Genomic DNA, 19,335 nt, shown 5'->3' on the forward strand with positions numbered 1-19,335 from the left:
AACGTTAGCTCTGGATAATAAACATTAGGAAGAGAAGCCCAACACAATAGGAGGTAACTTTGGAGACAGGTACACTAATCTCACTCGCGATTTATTTTATCGCGATGTTGGGTATTGGCTTATATGCATATCGTAAATCTACCAGCGACGTTTCTGGCTATATGCTCGGCGGGCGTAGCCTTCCACCAAGCGTTGCAGCCTTATCAGCTGGCGCTTCAGACATGAGCGGCTGGATATTAATGGGGCTGCCTGGCGCGATGTTTCTTACTGGCTTTAGTAGTACGTGGATTGCGATCGGTCTGATTATCGGTGCATGGTTAAACTATTTGCTTGTGGCGCCTAGACTTAGGGTATATACGGAACACGCAAATGATGCCATTACCATACCAGATTATTTTGCTAACCGATTTGAAGATAGAGGTAACGCACTTCGGATCGTTTCTGCTTTGGTGATTATTGTCTTCTTTACGCTTTATACTTCTTCTGGCGTTGTAGCCGGAGGCAAACTCTTTGAAAGCTCATTTGGGATGAGTTATGAAAGTGGTTTATATATCACTACTGGCGTCGTAGTGCTATACACCTTGTTTGGCGGATTCTTGGCGGTGAGTCTAACCGACTTTGTGCAAGGTTGTATTATGTTTGTGGCGTTAATCTTAGTACCGTTGGTGACCTTTTCATTGTTAGATAATCCACTTTCTGTGACTTTAAATGAAGTGAATCCGACCATGTTGACATGGGTTGGTGCCGGAGGCGTGATTGGCATTATTTCAGCGATGTCTTGGGGGCTTGGTTATTTTGGTCAACCACATATTATCGTTCGATTTATGTCAGTTCGTAGTGTTAAAGACATGCCTACAGCACGCAGAATAGGGATGACTTGGATGATAGTAGCAGCACTTGGCGCAGTATTTACGGGTCTCTTTGGGGCTGCCTATGCACATGAAAAAGGCATCCAAGTAGATGATGCGGAAACCATTTTCTTGATTTTATCTCAGCTGCTGTTCCATCCACTTATTGCTGGCTTTTTGCTGGCTGCAATCCTTGCGGCGATAATGAGTACTATCTCTTCGCAACTGCTGGTCAGTTCAAGCTCTCTAACAGAAGACTTTTATAAAATTTTCTTTAGAAGGGATGCCTCAGAGACTGAATTGGTATTAGTTGGCCGCTTAAGTGTGGTCGCGGTAGCCTTGTTTGCTATTTACCTAGCTTATGATAGAGATAGCTCTATTTTGAGTTTGGTGAGTAATGCTTGGGCTGGATTTGGTGCAGCTTTTGGTCCTCTCGTATTGATTAGTCTGTTTTGGTCTCGGATGAACTTTTACGGTGCGTTAGCAGGTATGGTATCGGGGGCGATAACGGTATTGGTATGGATTTATGGACCATTCACGATGGGCGGGGAGCCTTTAAGTGCGGTGATGTATGAGATTGTCCCTGGTTTCATTGTATCGACACTGGCCATTGTAACAGTGAGTTTAGCGACAGCCGAACCTCATGAGAGAATAACGACGTTATTCAAAAAGGTTGAAGAGTCACTTTAACGCTTGCTGTTACCCCAGCTTTGGATAGGTGATATGCTGACGCAAAACACTTATTCAAACCAAAGGTAAGGTAATAAAAAACCGGAGTGTGTTACTCCGGTTTTTTACATCTAAAAATCAATTAGTTCTGAGCAAGGTAGTCGAGCACAACTTGGTGATGGTCTTTGGTTTTGAACTTATCAAATACGTGCTTGATAGTCCCATCTTGGCTGACTAAGAAACTGATGCGATGAATACCATCGTACTCTTTGCCCATAAACTTTTTTAGGCCCCACACACCAAATGCATCTGCAATTGCGTGATCCTCATCAGCGAGTAAATCAAAGTTTAGTTCTTTTTTGGTTTCAAAATTCTTTAAACGCTTGATTGGATCTGGGCTGATACCAACAACCACGGTGTTCAACTTGGCTAACTCTGCTTTGTGATCTCGTAGCTGTTCGGCTTGCACGGTACAGCCTGGAGTAGATGCCTTTGGATAGAAGTACACCAATACTTGTTGCTCTTTTAATAAGGCTTCAAGAGAAATGGTTTCGTCGTTTTGATTCTGTAAAGAAAATAGCGGGGCTTTGTCGCCTGCTTGTAGCGTGTTCATATTATATCCTTAGCGAATGCGTCTAAATATATAATCTACGTTCAAGGAGTGAGATAGATCTTCGAATTTTATTTTAAAATCATCAATATTAACATCAACTGGAATGTTGAACTCTATTTCACAACGCATATGCAGCTCTTCATCTTGTTCAAAGGTATCAGACTTGAGGGAGCAAATACTGATCCCTTGCTGAGCAAAAAAGCGTGTGACTTTACTAAGCGTTCCCGGCGAATCCAGGCCGTCATATTGCAAGGTGTAACCTGCGCTGAATTCACTTTGCTGATGGCTTGATGTGCGTTTCATCATAGTTAACAGGCCGAGTTCCATGCCTTTGGATGGAAGCGTGTGCTCAACCCGACTAATTGCGGCCATATCTCCGGCCAACAACATAATAAAAGTGAACTCATTGCCCAAGATAGCAATTCTACTGTCAATAATATTACAGTTACAATCACTGACTAACTGAGTTAACTCGCCGACAATACCGGACCTGTCTTCACCTATAGCGGTAAGTACTAGTTGATGGTTCGTATGAGCGCTCATTAATGAACCTTTATCCTTATGTGTGCTGCAGATGGTTGTTATTTAGCGCGAGATAGTAGCATATCTGTTTATTAGCGCCACCGTAATTCCTTAAAAAGTACATAATTTAAACAGCTGTGTTCGCAGAAGAGTGGCAACAGTCAGATACGCCGGGGCTAGCTTGTGTTTCTGGTGTTTGACAAGTAACATAAGGCAAATTTTTTGATTGTGATTATTTGGCCTATCAGCAGTTTTTATGCAAAGTTGCTGAGCTAGATAAGAACAACATTATTGGCAAAGAGAAAAAGCATTAGTTTTTAGCCCTTTGTTTGAACCAAATCGGCATTCCCTAATCATAGAATAGTTATCAATAATAAAGGGTTTGCTAAGGAGTAATTGAGTGCAGTATTGGATCCCTAAATCACTGGTTCTTGGAGTCGCGGTTAGCTTAGCTGGCTGTAGCGTGTTTACAAATGACGCGCATCACGAGAGAAATTACCGAGTAAATGCTCCTGTAAAAGTACCTGATGGTTTACAACAACCTTATCGTGATCCTGAATTTTCGATGCCCGTCGCAACTTATGACAACTCACCTGAAGCAAAAAGCTATCAAGCGCCGCAACAAATACTAACGCTGGCGCAAGGAAGCTGGGTAGAAGAGGGCGAACAAAAAGCGCGCGTCTATTTTGATAAGAATGATGGAATTGACGATTTACCTAGCTTTATTTGGCAAGCTGTTGATGGTGTGATGCAAGCTAACGAGATTAGCTACACCGAGTCACGTAAATCAGAAGGTGAAGCAATCTCTGATTGGTATACGCTGGTTGCACGTGAAAGTGGTTGGTTTTGGTTTGAAGACAAAGTTGTTTCTGAGCAAAAAATCAAATTTATCGTTGAGCAGAAAGAGCATCAACGTACGGCTTCTATTCGCGCAGAGCTAGTTGATTATCGTAGTGATTCTGTCGAGCTAAACGATTTATTAAAGCAACGCTTAGAAGTGCGAGCCATTAATCAAGTCGTTGCAGAGTTCGACTATCAGTATCGATTACTACAAGTCGAAATGCGCAAACGCCAGGGCATAATGGCGTTAGATCTTGGTTTCGATAAGGACGGTAATGCGGCTTTACTGACAGAAAAAGATCAGCAAAATGTACTGAACCGCTTCGCTACCTTCTTAGAGCGTAATAACTTCTCGGTGGTTCGTATCGACAGCGAGAAGCAAGATATACTTATTCGTTACAAAGCACCTGAAGAGAGTGTTTGGGACTCTATTTGGGGTGATGAAGCCATTGTCTTACCAATTGAAGATGGTGACTACAACGTTAGAATATCTGAAACAGACGATAAGCGCACGGCGATTACGTGGAAAGACGGCGATGGCAATGTGTTAGATACAGACACCATGGCTGAAATACACAAAGTGCTATTGGAACTGTTAAGACAGAAAGGCTTAACCATTTAAGAATGAAAATAATATAGAAGGAAAAGAGCTTCGGCTCTTTTCTTTGTTTTTGTGGAAGTAAAAATAATGACAGAAACGAAATCACTAACTAGGCCACATTGGCAAACGTTATTTGCTTTTATCGTTCCCTCGCTATTGGGTGTGTTTTTGTTTATGACACCTGTGCCAATTGGCGAAGCGATGACTATCCCCATTGCGGTGATGGCGAAAGCTTTACAGTCAGCGGTAAAACCTATTATTCAACACCTTTTGGTAGCTACAATTTGTATCACGGGCGTGATGAGTATTATCGTTAGTGTACTGAGGCCTAAATCCTTACTTAAGCATGCCACCATAACTCACCTCTTTGAAGTAAACTGGTTATGGTTGATTGTTCGCGTTCTGGGCATGGTCTTTGTGGTAATGACGTTTACCAAGCTCGGTCCAGTTGCTATTCACTCGGATAATACGGGTAATCTGGTGTTTCATGAATTATTACCGGTATTATTTTCGGTGTTTATTCTCGCCGGTTTATTGCTGCCACTGCTGCTTAATTTTGGGCTTTTAGAACTAGTTGGTACTTTGTTGACGAAAGTAATGCGTCCGTTATTCGGAGTTCCTGGTCGCAGTGCTGTGAACTGTGTTGCCTCATGGCTAGGCGACGGTAGTGTGGGTATCTTAATGACTTCTCGTCAATATGAAGATAAACACTATACACAAAGAGAAGCTGCTATTATTGGCACCACGTTCTCAGCGGTTTCCATCACGTTTTGCTTGGTGGTAATTGGTCAAGTTGGATTAGAGCATCTATTCGCACCATTCTACCTCACAGTGTGTGCAGCAGGTTTTGTGGCTGCGATTATCGTACCTCGCTTACCACCGCTTCGATTTAAAAAAGATATTTATGTTGATGGCACTGAGCACAATGAAGATTCAGAAACTGTGCCTGAAGGCAAAGGTCTTTTTAAACATGCACTAGATATTGCATTAACCAAAGCCGAAAAAGCGCCGGGCGTTAAAGGCACGGTAAAAGAAGGGTTGCATAACGCGTGTGACATGTTGTTTGCGGTGTTGCCTGTGGTTATGGCGGTGGGTACATTAGCACTAATTATTGCGGAATATACACCGGTCTTTCAGTACCTAGGTAAGCCATTTGTGCCTTATTTAGAACTATTGAATGTTGCTGAAGCAGAAAAAGCGGCACAAACCATCGTGGTCGGCTTTGCGGATATGTTCTTACCTTCGATTTTAGCGGCTAGCAGCATAGAGAGTGATGCAACACGTTTTATCATCGCGGCAATGAGTGTCACCCAGCTAATTTACATGTCAGAAGTCGGCGCATTACTGCTAGGCAGTAAAATCCCAGTCAATATCTGGGAGTTGTTCGTCATCTTTATCTTACGTACCTTAGTAACCTTGCCAGTTATTTCAGTAATGGCGCATTGGTTGTTGTAATCTTAGTTGAGACTTAGTTTTAAAGCTCGATAATGGTATTATCGAGCTTTTTTATAACTATTCTGAATATTTCTGTCTTATCATCGATAAATCTAATCAATGCTATGTACCAATAAAGACAAGAAGCTGGAAATTATAATAAGCTTTATTGCATGACTGTGCCTAAATAATATACAAGCCGTTCTGTGAGTTTTGTTGGTTCCTGCTAATCCCCTGATGTGCTCAGCGGATTGGTATTATGATTGAGTATATAGGTTTATTGCTGCTAGCTGATGTCTAGTTAGTTCTGAGTGTTCAGCCGAAACATGGTAGGGTATATGACAGATAACATAATTTATTGTGGGTGGTTACCAGAAAGATAAAGCAGAAAAGTGTTTAGCGGTATAGTAAAAAAGGGCTCTATTGAGAGCCCCTTAAAAATATTAGGTTAACGAGTTTCGTATAGAGTATCTAAAACCTCAATTCTCGCTTCTTTCAGCTCGGGTTGCGCTTTCAGCTTATTCAAGATCTCCAGTAAGTCTTGTCCTGCTGGTACAGACAGTACAGCTATTTCTCCATTCGCAAAGTTAGATTTAACGAGTAGACCTAGCCTTTCAGCAACAGCCTTAGGTGAACTCCCTTTTTTCAGTAACACTGTAATGTTTCCTGAAGTAGGAGCAAACTTACCGGTCAAAAGGTTTTTTACAATTACGCCTTTAGTAAGTTTTGAAGTTGTATCGCCCGATTTAACAACAGCCATATCACCCTGCTGTTGAATAATCATTTCTGGATTAGCCAATGAAGCTGGAACCTGACTAACACCATGGACTATTTTGTATGCGCCAAAATCAGGCTGCTCGATTTTAACGATCTTTTTGTCTTCTTTGATTGAAGCAAGGGCTTCTATGTCACCTGCGTTTGCATGCATTGTGATCACTGAAAGTGTGATAAGAGAAGCTAATTTAAACTTTTTCATACTGTTATTTCCCCTTACTCTGCTGAGTGACCGAATACGCGAACAGCAGCACCAGTTAACACACTAGGAGCTGAGTTGTTTTGATAGTAGACGAATTCACCAACGTTTTGACCCTCATCCGAAGATGGGAAGCTTTTATTTGAAACGTCAAGTAGCTTAATCGTCCACTCGCCTTTGGCATCTTCACCGTAGAAAGCATTAGACAAGAAATAGCCATCTTTCAGAATATAGCCTAAATTATACACCCCTTTGTTAAAGTCAACAGCAGGAGTAATAAGCGCTTGGTGTGAGGATAAGAGTACACTTCGAGTACCACTCGGAGAAATAACTTCGACAGCTAGGTCTGCGCCAGCAGTAGTCTGAGTATTTCCGTGTTCTGTTTCAAATCCTAAGCCAAGCTCCTGGTTGAATACATCCAACCTAAATTGCATCGCCTCAATTGTTACACTATCTTCAACATTTATCTTATACTCTGTACCAACAAGGCTGTAGTCTGGGATCTCCTTTAGAAGAGGGTCTTGGCCCATGACAGTACCGCCGCCAACCCATTCAGATACAACTTCTTCACCTAGGTTTGCATTGTAAGATTTTGCCATTTTAACTGCTTCACCAGCATTCAAACGTCCAAATCCATACAGGTTATTGTGGCTATAGCCAGCGGCGTTTTCTACCCAGCCGTCAAAAGCGATGAAGCTATCGTCACCTATCTTAACTTCGATTGGCGTACTTTCAGCGTCCACTTTTGTACTGGTATTTGCGATGATATGTCTTACATCACGCCATGTTAATTCAGGGTTAGCTGAAAGAATTAAAGAAACAACGCCTGACATATTAGGTGCAGCTGAGGAAGTTCCGTTCATCGTTGAGATATAGTTGCAGCTAGGGTTATCTGGGTGACCCGGATAGTTAAAAGGAAATTGGCTAACTGCAAACTCTAGATCGAAAATATTCGTAAAGTTAGTAATCGTTTTTCCGAAATAACCTGATTGACCACTTAGACAAGTCATTGGGTCTGTAGAGATCATTGCTGGAGCAAAACGACCAAACTCACCCGCAGGACTTGCTGCAATCAAGTTAGCACCTGCAGTCGAATAGCTAGTATGAAGGCCATTCGCGTTGACTGCACCGACCGTGAAATAGCTAGGGTTAGATTGGCTACCTTCTGAGTTGCCATTGTAACAGGTTAAACCCAAGTCTACAGTTCCCATATCAGAACAAAATCCACCTTCTCGGCCTGAGCTATCAAAGTCGTTACCACTAGATTTTATGTTGATCGCACCTTTACCACTACGTAAAACTTTAACAGGGTAGGACTCTATTTTTTCGTTGAGTTCTGAGTGTGTGGTGTGTGCCGGGTAAGAGATACCGTAACTTCTGTTAAATACCGAAATAGGCTCATCTACAGTAATACCTGAACCAGGGAATCCATGAGTTAACAAAGCGGTTTGCTCAACCTTTTGACCATTACCTAGTATGTTCATACCAATTAGGCTTGTATCCGGCGCCACACCTCTACCACCAAGGCCATTCCAACCTTTAGCAGCAATTAATCCTGCAACACTAGTTCCATGGTCACCGTCAACGGCTTCACTTGTAGGGTCTACTTTATTTGTAGCAGTAGCAATCAAATTTAGTGAGCGGTTAGGTAAAACATTATCTATTAAATCCTCGTGCCTAATTTCTAAACCTGAATCTACAACAACAGCAGTAACACCAGCACCGGTAACACCTTGAGCATAGGCCTCTAAAACATTGAGATCTTCACCAGCAACAACTTCACTTTTTCTAAATTGCTCAAATTGTTTATCAAAGTAGTTTTGAGCTAGCTCTTCATCCACGCCAAATTTTCTAACTTGCCAGTCAACTAAACCTTGCTTCATCTGATCGCTTAAAGCGTAAGCTCTCTGACCTGTATTACGCAAATGCCATTGTTCGTTCGCTAGTGGGTCTGAAATCACGTTAGTGATACGAATTTGACCATCAGCAGACTTACCATTAGCAGTAACCGTATAGTCGATATTCGCAGGCTCACCCGTCAGTGAGGTATAAGTGAAGCGTTTAATACCATTAAGTTTTAGTAAACCGTGGCTAAAGGTATAAACATTATCTTCACTCGTAACTTGCTCACCATTTTCGAAAAATGACAGAGCCAATTGATCGTTATCAGGGTCAGAGACGTTTAGCTCACCGTGAGCTGGGATCCAATGCTTGATATCTGAAAGTGTTGTGCTTTCTGCAACTGGAGATTTGTCAACTTGTTGTGTTGATTTCGAATCATTACTACTACCACCGCCGCATGCTGTTAGAGCAAATACGATTGCAGCAGATAATGAAGAATACTTAAATTTATTGTTATTCATATTAACTACCATTGTACCTAAATCGCCATGAATTTACCTTTTTCATATACACTTTGCAAATTTGTGTTTGAAAAAAATTAATAGTTAAGAAATCAATGTGTGAGCTCTTAGGTACATATTGGACAGGTTATTAATGACTATGATGAAGAGATAGTATTGAATAATATGAAATTATTTTAGGCTAGACATACAGGGGATTGTAAAAATCTAGCCTAATAGTGTTAAAGATTTTGGATATCTTTTTTCAGCTGATAGCCTTCGTCAGTGACGAGTTGTTCAAGCACTTCTATTCGCTTTTTCAACGCACTCAATTCGGCTTTGAGTGCCTCGTCTTCTTTGGAGCTCTTTGCTAAGTGTTTCTTTAGGTCTAAGCGTTTTTTATAAATTTCAGATACAATGCCACCACCCACTACGATAAGCACGATAAGAAATACCATCGTTGTTCCCGACATATTACCTCCAAGTAGCTTTTAACATGGGCTAATCACAGTGCCCTCTCAGTGTCACTATCATGACACCAAGAAAGCCGGCTGTTAAGAAAAATATTTGTTAACATTCAATAATATTTACGGCAAGTCCACCACGTGCTGTTTCTTTGTATTTGGTTTTCATATCATTACCAGTATCGAGCATGGTTTTAATTACCTTGTCCAACGAGACTTTTTGGTCGCCCGTACCGCGAAGTGCCAGCCGAGAAGCATTGATGGCCTTAATCGCACCCATTGCATTACGCTCGATACAAGGCACTTGAACCAAACCACCAACAGGGTCACAGGTGAGTCCTAAATTGTGTTCCATACCAATTTCGGCAGCGTTTTCTACGTGTATGACATTACCGCCCATGATTTCGGTTAAGGCTCCAGCAGCCATTGAACAGGCAACGCCCACTTCGCCTTGGCAACCAACTTCTGCACCTGAAATAGACGCATTCTTTTTATAAAGAATGCCAATAGCAGCCGCGGTGAGCAAATACCGTGTAGCTATGTCTCTGTCTACTTCTTTAATGAAGGTATTATAATACATCAGAACGGCTGGTAAGATACCTGCCGCACCATTGGTTGGCGCGGTAACCACTCGTCCTCCAGCTGCGTTTTCTTCATTAACTGCTAAAGCGAATAAATCGACCCAATCCATGGCGCGAAGTGGATCTTGGTGATTTTCAACACTCAATTTGAGATACAGACTTGGTGCTCTGCGGCGAACTTTTAATCCACCTGGCAATATGCCTTCTGTGCGCATACCGCGCTCAATACAGGCCTTCATTACTTGCCAAATGTTAAATAGCTCATCTTTGATTTCAGATTCTGTACGCAAGGTTTTTTCGTTAGCCATCATTAATGATGAAACGCTCAGGCCCGACTCTTTACATTTCTCAAGAAGCTCTGCTGCTGAATCAAAGAGGAACGGAGCAGGGTTGTCTTCGCGTACTTGAATTGCAGCCTGCTTTTCTTTTTCGAAATCCTGATCGGTGACAATAAAGCCACCACCAATCGAATAGTAAATCTGGCTATGGATAAGCTCATCGTTATGGAATGCTTTTAATTCCATTGCATTGGAATGTTTTGGCAAGGTTTTTCTACGATGGAACACAATCGCGCCTTGTTTTGGAAACGCGGCTTTATGGGTTTTATCCAGATAGATAACTTGTTCGTTTTCTATGGTTTCTAGTATTTCTGGTACTAAATCGGCATCAATCGTTTCGGGGTCGTAACCAGCAAGCCCTAAAATCACCGCTTTACCAGAGCCATGCCCAATTCCTGTTTGGCCTAATGAGCCAAACAACTCTACTTTTACGCTCGTTACTTTATCGATGATACCTTGCGTCTGTAAGTCAGCTACAAACAGTCTTGATGCGCGCATTGGTCCAACCGTATGGGATGAGGAAGGGCCAATACCGATACTGAACATATCGAATGCACTGATCATAAAATTTTCTCACATTGCCTCTAATTGGCGCCATCATAACGCTTAACGTTAATAATGTAACCCTATGCGAGATAAAAGCAGCGCTGGTCAGCTATGTTAGCTTGATAAAGCTTTTAACTATCTTCGCTGTTGCGCCCCAAAGAAGTCCATATTGAGTCATAAAACCCTCAACTTTAATGGCCCTTCCTCTGGCGGTAAACTCAGAATATTGCCAACGCTGATTGTCTTTAAGGGAATGGTAGGGAATAGAAAAGACACACTCCACTTCATCGCTGTGTGGCACAACCGTGTGATGGTTTTTAATTACCGCCACAAAAGGCGTGATCACAAAGCCAGTGAGGGTGCTGATACTTGGTAGTGCGCCAAGCATGTTGACATTTTCTTTAAGAAGACCAATTTCTTCGTGGCTTTCCCGCAATGCCGTTGCTGCTAAATTTAAGTCATGAGGCTCGAGCTTTCCGCCAGGAAAACATATTTGACTTGGGTGGGAGGCCAAATAATTAGGACGCTTACAAAAAAGCAGCTCAGCGTGTCCATCGACTTCTACTAATGGTAATAAAACGGCACTTTCCCGCTTACCAGTGGTCGCCGCATAACGTGGCTGTGAAACATTTGAGAGTAAAAACTGGCTAATTAAGTGGTCTAGTTTCATGACAGTATGGGTAAGATTTTATTCACTTTGTGAAATGTCTCTTGATATTCAAGATCGACTTGCGAGTCGGCGACGATACCGCCACCAGCCCAACAATGGATTTTCCCTTCATGACACACTAAGGTTCTGATCGTGATAGACGTATCCATTCTTCCACAAGCACTGACATAGCCGATAGAGCCACAATAGCCACTACGACGGTGTGGTTCAAGTTCTTCGATGATCTCCATTGCTCTTATTTTTGGCGCGCCAGTAATCGACCCGCCCGGAAATGCAGCTTCCAACTGGTCAATCGCCGTTTTTCCTTCTGCGAGCGTTGAGGTCACTGTGCTAACCAAATGATGTACAGAAGGAAAACTCTCAATATCAAATAGCTTGGGGACAGAAACACTGCCGGGCTGCGCTACTTTGCCAAGATCATTTCTGAGTAAATCAACAATCATTACGTTTTCGGCGCGGTCCTTACTGCTATTTTTCAGTGTTCCAGCTTGTTGTTGGTCGGCGAGTTTGTTTTCCAATCTAGGTAAAGTGCCTTTTATGGGCTTAGTTTCGACTTTGCCATTATTGACTTCAATAAAACGCTCTGGAGAAACGGAAATCAGAGCGTCTTCTTGGAGGTTGATAAAGGCCGAAAATGGTGCGCTATTAGCTTTTGTTAATCGTTTATATGCACACCATGGGTGACCTGAATATGCCGCTGAAAAACGCTGCGCAAGGTTTATCTGATAACAATCACCACTTCTTAAGTAGCGCTGTATTTGCGAGAACTTGTCACTATATTGCTGGCTGGTCATGTTTGATTGCCATGGACTAGCGAGGGTAAAAGTGTCGTAGTTAGGGGAAGCTGATGTGAGTTTAACCATGTAATCAGACAAACGTTGATATCCGGGTTGCGAAACAAAGTACCAACAGCTTTTTTGATTATCGTAAATTAAAGCATCAGGGTAGAGCCCGATAGAAGCATCAGGAATAGCGATATCTTGTTCAGCTATAGCAGGTAGGCTTTCGATATAACGGCCTAAATCATAACCAAAATAACCTAGCCAACCTCCAGTAAACGGTAGCTCTTTGTCGATGGCAGCAGAATGAAAATACTGTAGCTGAATTTTCATTGTCGCGAAAAAGCTTTCATCGCATTCTTTACCATCCAACAAAACTTTGCCAGATATGGCTTCAAGTGTATGGATAGGGTTGAATGAAATGATGTCAAAACGACTATTTATGTGCTGACTGTTGCCGGAATCGAGTAACACAGCATATTTTTCGTTGGCAAAATGTTCGAATACTTCAAGGCTACTTTTATTAATTTCTAATTTCGTACAATTTATTTGCTCATTTGTCATTTACTTCAACTCGAAAGCTAGCTCCAAAACCGCGAGGAGGGTATCATAGATAGCTGTTAATCCATAGTTTGAGCGTTTTAGCTGTTAAAAGTATAAAGCAAGTTAATACCAATTCACATTAATACGTTATCAATTTGAGAGATAAAACCCGTCGCTAACAGCGTTAATAATTTCTCATTTAGAACAACTAAATAGCAAAATTATTGCCTAGTCGACATGGATGTAGGTACCTTAGCGTTAGCAGGATACGGTAGCGGTGTTATCAATCCGCTTTACTTGGCTCAAAGTTGATAAGTTAATTAAGGGAATTGGGATTAGTCGTAAATTTATTTGCACTACTTTCAACAAAAACGACTACATACCGTCAAATGATAGTCATGAGCAAATAACGAAATTTGCAGAAATTGAGGAACCGTCATGAGCACTATTCGTCAGCAAGACTTTATTGATAGCATCGAAGATGCATTGCAATATATCTCTTTTTATCATCCACTTGATTTTGTTCAAGCACTAGAAAAGGCTTACGAAAAAGAACAAAGTAAAGCCGCGAAAGATGCAATCGCACAGATCTTAATAAACTCTCGTATGTCAGCTGAAGGTAAACGTCCTCTTTGCCAAGATACAGGTATCGTGACCTGTTTCGTTAAAGTAGGCATGGACGTTAAGTGGGATAAAACAGATCTAACTGTACAGCAAATGGTAGATGAGGGTACTCGTCGTGCTTATACCAACCCAGATAACCCACTACGGGCTTCAATTGTTGCAGACCCAGCAGGCAGCCGCAAAAACACCAAAGACAACACCCCTTCAGTTGTTCATATTGACATGGTCCCCGGTGCTGAAGTTGAAGTGATGATCGCTGCAAAAGGTGGCGGTTCAGAAAACAAAACCAAAATGGTGATGTTAAACCCTTCTGATGATGTCGCAGAATGGGTAGAAAAAACCTTGCCGACTATGGGCGCAGGTTGGTGTCCACCGGGCATGTTGGGTATTGGTATCGGTGGTACAGCAGAAAAAGCAGCGGTACTTGCGAAAGAGTCACTAATGGACCCTGTTGATATCCATGAGCTGATCGAGCGTGGTGCAGAAACTACCGAAGAAAAGCTTCGCTTGGAAATCTTTGAGCGTGCTAACAAGCTGGGGATCGGTGCTCAAGGTCTTGGAGGTTTGACTACGGTTGTTGATGTCAAAGTAAAAACAGCGCCTACACACGCCGCTTCTAAACCGGTTGTGATGATCCCTAACTGCGCTGCAACACGTCACGTACACTTTACCTTAGATGGCTCAGGTCCTGCTGATCTTAAAGCGCCTAAGTTAGAGGATTGGCCTGAGGTTACTTGGGAAGTTGGCGAAGACACACGTCGTGTAAATTTAGATAACCTGACCAAAGCTGATATTCAAGATTGGAAGATGGGTGAAACAGTATTGCTATCAGGTAAAATTTTGACTGGTCGTGATGCTGCGCATAAACGTCTTCAGGAAATGATCAATTCAGGTGAAGGTCTACCTGAGGGTGTTGATTTTACCAATAAATTTATCTACTACGTAGGTCCGGTTGATGCGGTTGGTGATGAAGTAGTTGGTCCTGCAGGTCCTACAACATCAACGCGTATGGACAAGTTCACTGATTTAATGCTCGAGAAGACTGGGCTGATCGGTATGATTGGTAAGGCAGAGCGCGGTCCAGCTACAGTAGAGTCAATCAAAGAAAACAAAGCGGTTTATTTGATGGCCGTTGGCGGAGCAGCTTATCTTGTTGCCAAAGCTATCAAGAAAGCACGTGTTGTAGCATTTGAAGACTTAGGTATGGAAGCAATCTATGAGTTTGAAGTTGAAGACATGCCGGTTACGGTTGCGGTTGATAGTGAAGGTTCTAATGCACATACACAAGGACCAGCTATTTGGAAAGCTCGTATTGAAGAGCTAGACAGTAAGTTACGTTAATCGGTAATTTCAACAATCAGAAATAAATGAAAAAGGAGGCTAGGCCTCCTTTTTAGTTGGGAATTGAAAAAACGGTTTAATTAGCCAGTGAAAGTTGGACTAATTATCCCATTGGTCCATAAAATAGCGGTTGTTGCGAGAATGATTACCAGTAATATCAAACCGCAAGTCACAACTGAACTTGCATAGATAAAGCCTCGTTCTTCTGGAATATGCATGAGGATTGGCACGCCCGTATATAGTAGGTATACCGAGTAAGACAAAGCGACTATACCGACGGATACTACAAACCAAAGCTCGGGGTAAAAAGCCGCAAACGCTGACATAAAGATGGGAGTCGCTGTATATGCAGATAGCTCAAGGGTTTGGGTGTATGTTGGTGCTGCACCAAAGGTTACCGCCATCCAATGTGCTAAATAAGCCAATGCAAATACCCCTAAGATGAGTGCACAATACATGGCTACGCCAATTAAAAGAGCGCTCTCATGGGTTAAGAATACCGGCTCGCCAACGCCAATGCTCCAGCCCAGGTAAACTGAAGAATAATAACCCATAATACTGGGGATCAGAGCGATTAACGCTATGTGTGACAAACTGTAGAAAGCGCTTTCGTGGCGGTTATCAATGGTTTGCCACTCTTCTGTGGGGTGTGCGTATAAACCCCAAAGGTGATTGAATATCATAATTAGCCCCTCAATTTTAATTCTGTACTATTTTTGCACAGTGCAATTTTAGTTATGAGAGATAGGTTAATTTTTGTCAAGAAAATGTAGTTAATAAGACAAAATTTGGTTCTTTTATTGAAATAACCAAAAGTTCGCAGGCTGATAAACAGCAACTCTTAGCCTAGAGTTATGCTAAAATGCCGCAAACGTTTTAATACAACCCCATTATGTTAGAAAAGTACACAGACCTTCTTGCACCTATCTATCAGTTTTTGGCGTGCGAAACGCCAGAAAGTTGGATCACCGAGGCAACCCGAGCAGAGCGACTTCCATTGCTGTTGATTGATCATATGCATTGTGAACTAAAAGCTGCACAAAGTGCGGCATTTCTTATTCGTAAATACGCAATTGATGATGAGTCGGCGCAGGCGTTGCTAGGTTGGTTAAAGCCTTATGAAGATTTTATTTATCGTAGTATTGGAGAAGGGCTGTTCTCAGGCAGTAAAAATGAATTAATTGGTGAGTTAAAAGCCAAGCCAGAGTTCGCTTATAACCAAGACATCATGGATAAGATGGTACGTCTGATCAAAGAAGAGCTGCATCATTTCGAGCAGGTATTGGATATCATCCGGGCTAAGAGGATTGAGGTTGAATATGTGCAAGCATCTCGATATGCCTCAGGAATGATTAAACATATTCGTACCTATGAGCCCGCAGCCTTGGTTGATAAGTTGATCATTGGTGCATATATTGAGGCGCGTTCTTGTGAAAGATTTGCCAAGCTGGCACCCCACTTAGATGAAGACATCGCCAGGTTTTATGTGTCGTTGCTGCGCTCTGAAGCCAGACATTACCAAGATTACATTGAATTAGCCCATCAGGTTGCACAAGCAACAGATCGGCAACGATGTGATGTAGATGGACGTATTGCACACTTTAGAGAGGTAGAACGAGAGCTGATCGAGTCATTGGATGGTGACTTTAAGTTTCATTCTGGTGCACCTAAGGTCGAATCGCCAAACTAGCTAATCCGAGTAGGCAAGCATGCCTGCTCGGGAGTTTAAAAGTCGTGACACAACAACCTTTGTTCGCCACTTTCGTCGACGACCAAGTAGGAGCTTTGACTGTACCAATCACCTAGTACCGTTCTGACCTTACCTTCAGGATAATGGTGCACATCAGGGCGGTGAGTATGTCCGTGGATCATATTTTTCACGCCATAGTTTGCGAACATCGCTAACACGGCTTCCTCTGTAACATCTAAAATCTCAGGTGCTTTACCTTTTTGATTTTCCTTACTTTTACGACGAGCTTTGGCGGCAACACGTCGGCGATACCACAGTGGCATAGCGAGCATCAGTTTTGGCCACCACCATCCACGACTCTTTTTTCTGAATTTTTGATAGACAAGGTCCTGAGTGCACATTTCGTCACCGTGCATAATTACCGTTGGCTTACCATAAAGGTCAATGACAGCTTGTTCAGGCAACAGTGTCATGCCACATAAGTCAGCATATTGCTGGCGGATAAGAAAATCGCGGTTGCCGTGGATAAAAAATACTTTAATGTTAAATTGGCTGAGGGCTTTGAGTTTAGCTGCGACTTCAATGGCCAGAGGGTTACGTTCATCATCACCGACCCAGAGTTCAAAAAAATCTCCCAATATGTAAAGCGCGTCGACCGACGAGGACATATGTTGTTCTAGAAAAGTGTAGAAAGCTTGGGTGATATCAGTTCGATGCTCGGCAAGATGCAGGTCGGAAATAAAGTAGGTTTTACCCATAATACCTCAAATTAGCAAGGGCCAGAATGCTGGCCCAAAATCAATGTCAGCAGAGTCGCTTATTCTGCAACGTATGCTTTTTCGATGATCACATCTTCAAGCGGAACGTCTTGGTGGAAACCAGCAGAACCAGTTGCAACACCTTTGATTTTATTAACGATGTCCATGCCATCAGCAACTTCACCGAACACACAGTAACCCCAACCTTGTGAAGTCTCGCTGCTGAAGTTCAAAAAGTCATTGTCATTCACGTTAATGAAAAATTGTGCTGTTGCAGAGTGTGGATCTGGTGTTCGCGCCATCGCCAGAGTACCGGTTTTGTTTGCAACACCGTTGTTCGCTTCATTCTTAATCGGTGCTTCAACCGGTTTTTGGTGCATACCCGGTTCAAAACCGCCGCCCTGAACCATAAAGCCATCAATTACGCGATGAAAAATAGTGCCATTGTAAAAGCCACTGTTTACGTAGTTAAGAAAGTTAGCGACTGTTTCTGGAGCTTTGTCAGCGAATAAGTTAATGCGAATTTCGCCGTGATTTGTTTCTAAAACGACCATGTTCGTATCCATAGTGTCAAAATAAGTAAGGCATTAGTTTATAACACAATAAAGGCAGTAAAAAGTCTTCGTGAAGATTGTGCTTAAAAAAATTAATTTTCCGTTGCGATGGCGCATTAAAGCTAGAGACCACAAAGAGCAGGTGATATGATAAGTTTCAATTTACTTAGAAAATGACTGTTATTTAGGAAGAAAACGACATGTTGCAGATTTACAACACACTAACTCGCCAAAAAGCCCCTTTTAAACCGTTAAACGAAGGTAAGGTTGATATGTATGTGTGTGGTATCACCATTTATGACTTCTGCCATGTGGGGCACGCGCGTACCTATGTGTCTTTTGACGTGATGAACCGTTATTTGCGTTATCTAGGTTATGATGTGACATATGTTCGCAATATCACCGATGTGGACGATAAAATTATTAAGCGTGCAGCCGAAAATAACGAGTCAATCAATGAGTTAACCGTCCGCATGACCAAAGCAATGCACGATGACTTTGATGCATTGAATATGCTACCAGCAGATATTGAGCCGACGGTGACCGGCCACATGGATGAAATCATCGAGATGATCGAAAGATTGGTGGCGAAGGAGCATGCATACGTGGCTAAAAATGGCGATGTGTTATTTGATGTGTCCACTTTTGAGCAATACGGTCAGCTTTCGCAACAAGACCTGGATATGTTACAAGCAGGTGCGCGAGTTGAAGTTGCTGATGGTAAGGACGATCCACTGGATTTTGTGCTTTGGAAAAAGGCTAAACCAGGTGAGCCAGCTTGGCAATCACCTTGGGGAGAAGGCCGTCCTGGTTGGCATATCGAATGTAGTGCGATGAGTTCCAAGCACCTTGGAGAATTTTTTGATATTCATGGTGGTGGGTCGGATTTACAATTTCCACACCATGAAAATGAAATTGCTCAATCATGCTGCGCTAACAATGGTCGCTACGTGAATACTTGGATCCACACAGGGATGGTTCAAGTCAATAAAGAAAAAATGTCTAAATCTTTGGGTAACTTCTTTACGGTAAAAGAAGTATTGAAAACGTACGATCGTGAAACGGTGCGTTACTTCTTGATCAATGGTCATTACCGTAGCCAATTAAACTATTCACAAGAGAACTTAGATCAAGCACGCGCTTCGCTTGAGCGAATTTACACTTCGTTGCGCGGTGTTGAGCTGGTGGAAGTCGAACTTGCAGGTAACCCATTTGTAGCTCGTTTTGAAGAAGCCATGAACGATGACTTTAATACCCCAGAAGCACTACCTGTTATTTTTGAGCTGTCAAAAGAAGTTAATCGCTTAAAAGAACATGATACACAAGCGGCAGGTGAGCACGCTTATGTATTGGTGAAATTAGCCTCAGTATTGGGTATTGCTCAGCAAGACCCGGAAGCGTTCTTACAGGGCGAGCAAAACGACGACGAAGTAGCGGAAATTGAAGCGTTAATTGAAAAACGTCGCGTAGCTCGTCAAAACAAAGATTGGGCCGCTGCCGATGAAGCAAGAGATGCGTTAACTGCACTGGGTGTGGTACTAGAAGATAGCGCTGGAAAAACTACTTGGCGGAAAGCGTAATAGCCAACAATAAACAACCGTTAAA

Annotated in this window: 17 protein-coding genes; 6 read left to right on the forward strand and 11 right to left on the reverse strand. The window is 42.4% G+C overall.

Going from position 1 to position 19,335, the window contains the following annotated elements; translation table 11 throughout:
* The first annotated feature begins 59 nt into the window (after window positions 1–59).
* Window positions 60–1,538, forward strand: coding sequence for a sodium/proline symporter PutP (gene putP, locus ACSLBF_RS05920; protein ID WP_440055680.1), 1,479 nt, complete (start codon window positions 60–62; stop codon window positions 1,536–1,538).
* 121 nt (window positions 1,539–1,659) lie between these two features.
* Here putP and bcp read toward each other — a convergent pair whose 3' ends face one another.
* The gene (gene bcp, locus ACSLBF_RS05925; RefSeq protein ID WP_440055681.1) at window positions 1,660–2,130 is read right to left on the reverse strand and encodes a thioredoxin-dependent thiol peroxidase; all 471 of its coding nucleotides are present in this window, start codon (window positions 2,128–2,130) and stop codon (window positions 1,660–1,662) included.
* 9 nt (window positions 2,131–2,139) lie between these two features.
* Window positions 2,140–2,673: a glycine cleavage system protein R gene (locus ACSLBF_RS05930; RefSeq protein WP_440055682.1), complete on the reverse strand. Its 534-nt coding sequence runs from the start codon at window positions 2,671–2,673 to the stop codon at window positions 2,140–2,142.
* A gap of 379 nt (window positions 2,674–3,052) precedes the next feature.
* Between ACSLBF_RS05930 and bamC the strand changes: the two genes are divergently transcribed.
* Together bamC and ACSLBF_RS05940 are read left to right on the forward strand one after the other, a co-directional pair.
* Window positions 3,053–4,114: an outer membrane protein assembly factor BamC gene (gene bamC, locus ACSLBF_RS05935; RefSeq protein WP_440055683.1), complete on the forward strand. Its 1,062-nt coding sequence runs from the start codon at window positions 3,053–3,055 to the stop codon at window positions 4,112–4,114.
* A gap of 66 nt (window positions 4,115–4,180) precedes the next feature.
* Window positions 4,181–5,548: a YjiH family protein gene (locus ACSLBF_RS05940; protein WP_440055684.1), complete on the forward strand. Its 1,368-nt coding sequence runs from the start codon at window positions 4,181–4,183 to the stop codon at window positions 5,546–5,548.
* Window positions 5,549–5,975: 427 nt separating this feature from the next.
* On the opposite strand, the gene ACSLBF_RS05945 is transcribed toward ACSLBF_RS05940, so the two are convergent.
* The 6 genes from ACSLBF_RS05945 to pabB all read right to left on the reverse strand — a co-directional run bounded on the left by ACSLBF_RS05945 (window position 5,976) and on the right by pabB (window position 12,784).
* Entirely contained in the window at window positions 5,976–6,503 is a 528-nt protein-coding gene (locus ACSLBF_RS05945; protein WP_440055685.1) for a S8 family serine peptidase, read from the reverse strand.
* Between the two features lie 14 nt (window positions 6,504–6,517).
* The gene (locus tag ACSLBF_RS05950; protein ID WP_440055686.1) at window positions 6,518–8,863 is read right to left on the reverse strand and encodes a S8 family serine peptidase; all 2,346 of its coding nucleotides are present in this window, start codon (window positions 8,861–8,863) and stop codon (window positions 6,518–6,520) included.
* Between the two features lie 221 nt (window positions 8,864–9,084).
* Complete coding sequence (locus ACSLBF_RS05955; RefSeq protein WP_440055687.1) at window positions 9,085–9,315, reverse strand: hypothetical protein; 231 nt, start codon at window positions 9,313–9,315, stop codon at window positions 9,085–9,087.
* Window positions 9,316–9,412: 97 nt separating this feature from the next.
* Window positions 9,413–10,789, reverse strand: a complete 1,377-nt coding sequence (locus tag ACSLBF_RS05960) for an L-serine ammonia-lyase (protein WP_440055688.1) — start codon at window positions 10,787–10,789, stop codon at window positions 9,413–9,415.
* A gap of 91 nt (window positions 10,790–10,880) precedes the next feature.
* Window positions 10,881–11,441, reverse strand: a complete 561-nt coding sequence (locus ACSLBF_RS05965) for an NUDIX hydrolase (protein ID WP_440055689.1) — start codon at window positions 11,439–11,441, stop codon at window positions 10,881–10,883.
* The gene (gene pabB, locus ACSLBF_RS05970) at window positions 11,438–12,784 is read right to left on the reverse strand and encodes an aminodeoxychorismate synthase component I (protein WP_440055690.1); all 1,347 of its coding nucleotides are present in this window, start codon (window positions 12,782–12,784) and stop codon (window positions 11,438–11,440) included. The genes ACSLBF_RS05965 and pabB overlap by 4 nt, the downstream gene beginning before the upstream one ends.
* 417 nt (window positions 12,785–13,201) lie before the next feature.
* Here pabB and ACSLBF_RS05975 point away from each other — a divergent pair, with 417 nt between their 5' ends.
* Window positions 13,202–14,728 carry a fumarate hydratase gene (locus ACSLBF_RS05975; RefSeq protein ID WP_440055691.1) on the forward strand — a complete coding sequence of 509 codons (1,527 nt, stop codon included), beginning with the start codon at window positions 13,202–13,204 and terminating at the stop codon, window positions 14,726–14,728.
* An 80-nt stretch (window positions 14,729–14,808) separates the two neighbouring features.
* Here ACSLBF_RS05975 and ACSLBF_RS05980 read toward each other — a convergent pair whose 3' ends face one another.
* Window positions 14,809–15,411, reverse strand: a complete 603-nt coding sequence (locus ACSLBF_RS05980) for a Yip1 family protein (protein ID WP_440055692.1) — start codon at window positions 15,409–15,411, stop codon at window positions 14,809–14,811.
* A 209-nt stretch (window positions 15,412–15,620) separates the two neighbouring features.
* Between ACSLBF_RS05980 and miaE the strand changes: the two genes are divergently transcribed.
* Entirely contained in the window at window positions 15,621–16,418 is a 798-nt protein-coding gene (miaE, locus tag ACSLBF_RS05985) for a tRNA isopentenyl-2-thiomethyl-A-37 hydroxylase MiaE (RefSeq protein WP_440055693.1), read from the forward strand.
* A gap of 35 nt (window positions 16,419–16,453) precedes the next feature.
* On the opposite strand, the gene ACSLBF_RS05990 is transcribed toward miaE, so the two are convergent.
* Both ACSLBF_RS05990 and ACSLBF_RS05995 read right to left on the reverse strand, forming a co-directional pair.
* Window positions 16,454–17,176, reverse strand: coding sequence for a UDP-2,3-diacylglucosamine diphosphatase (locus ACSLBF_RS05990; protein WP_440055694.1), 723 nt, complete (start codon window positions 17,174–17,176; stop codon window positions 16,454–16,456).
* Window positions 17,177–17,235: 59 nt separating this feature from the next.
* The gene (locus ACSLBF_RS05995) at window positions 17,236–17,730 is read right to left on the reverse strand and encodes a peptidylprolyl isomerase (protein WP_440055695.1); all 495 of its coding nucleotides are present in this window, start codon (window positions 17,728–17,730) and stop codon (window positions 17,236–17,238) included.
* 200 nt (window positions 17,731–17,930) lie between these two features.
* Here ACSLBF_RS05995 and cysS point away from each other — a divergent pair, with 200 nt between their 5' ends.
* Window positions 17,931–19,310: a cysteine--tRNA ligase gene (cysS, locus tag ACSLBF_RS06000; RefSeq protein ID WP_440055696.1), complete on the forward strand. Its 1,380-nt coding sequence runs from the start codon at window positions 17,931–17,933 to the stop codon at window positions 19,308–19,310.
* The last annotated feature ends 25 nt before the right edge of the window (window positions 19,311–19,335 follow it).

It is taken from the genome of Pseudoalteromonas sp. T1lg65 (assembly GCF_051930985.1).
Taxonomy (GTDB): domain Bacteria; phylum Pseudomonadota; class Gammaproteobacteria; order Enterobacterales; family Alteromonadaceae; genus Pseudoalteromonas.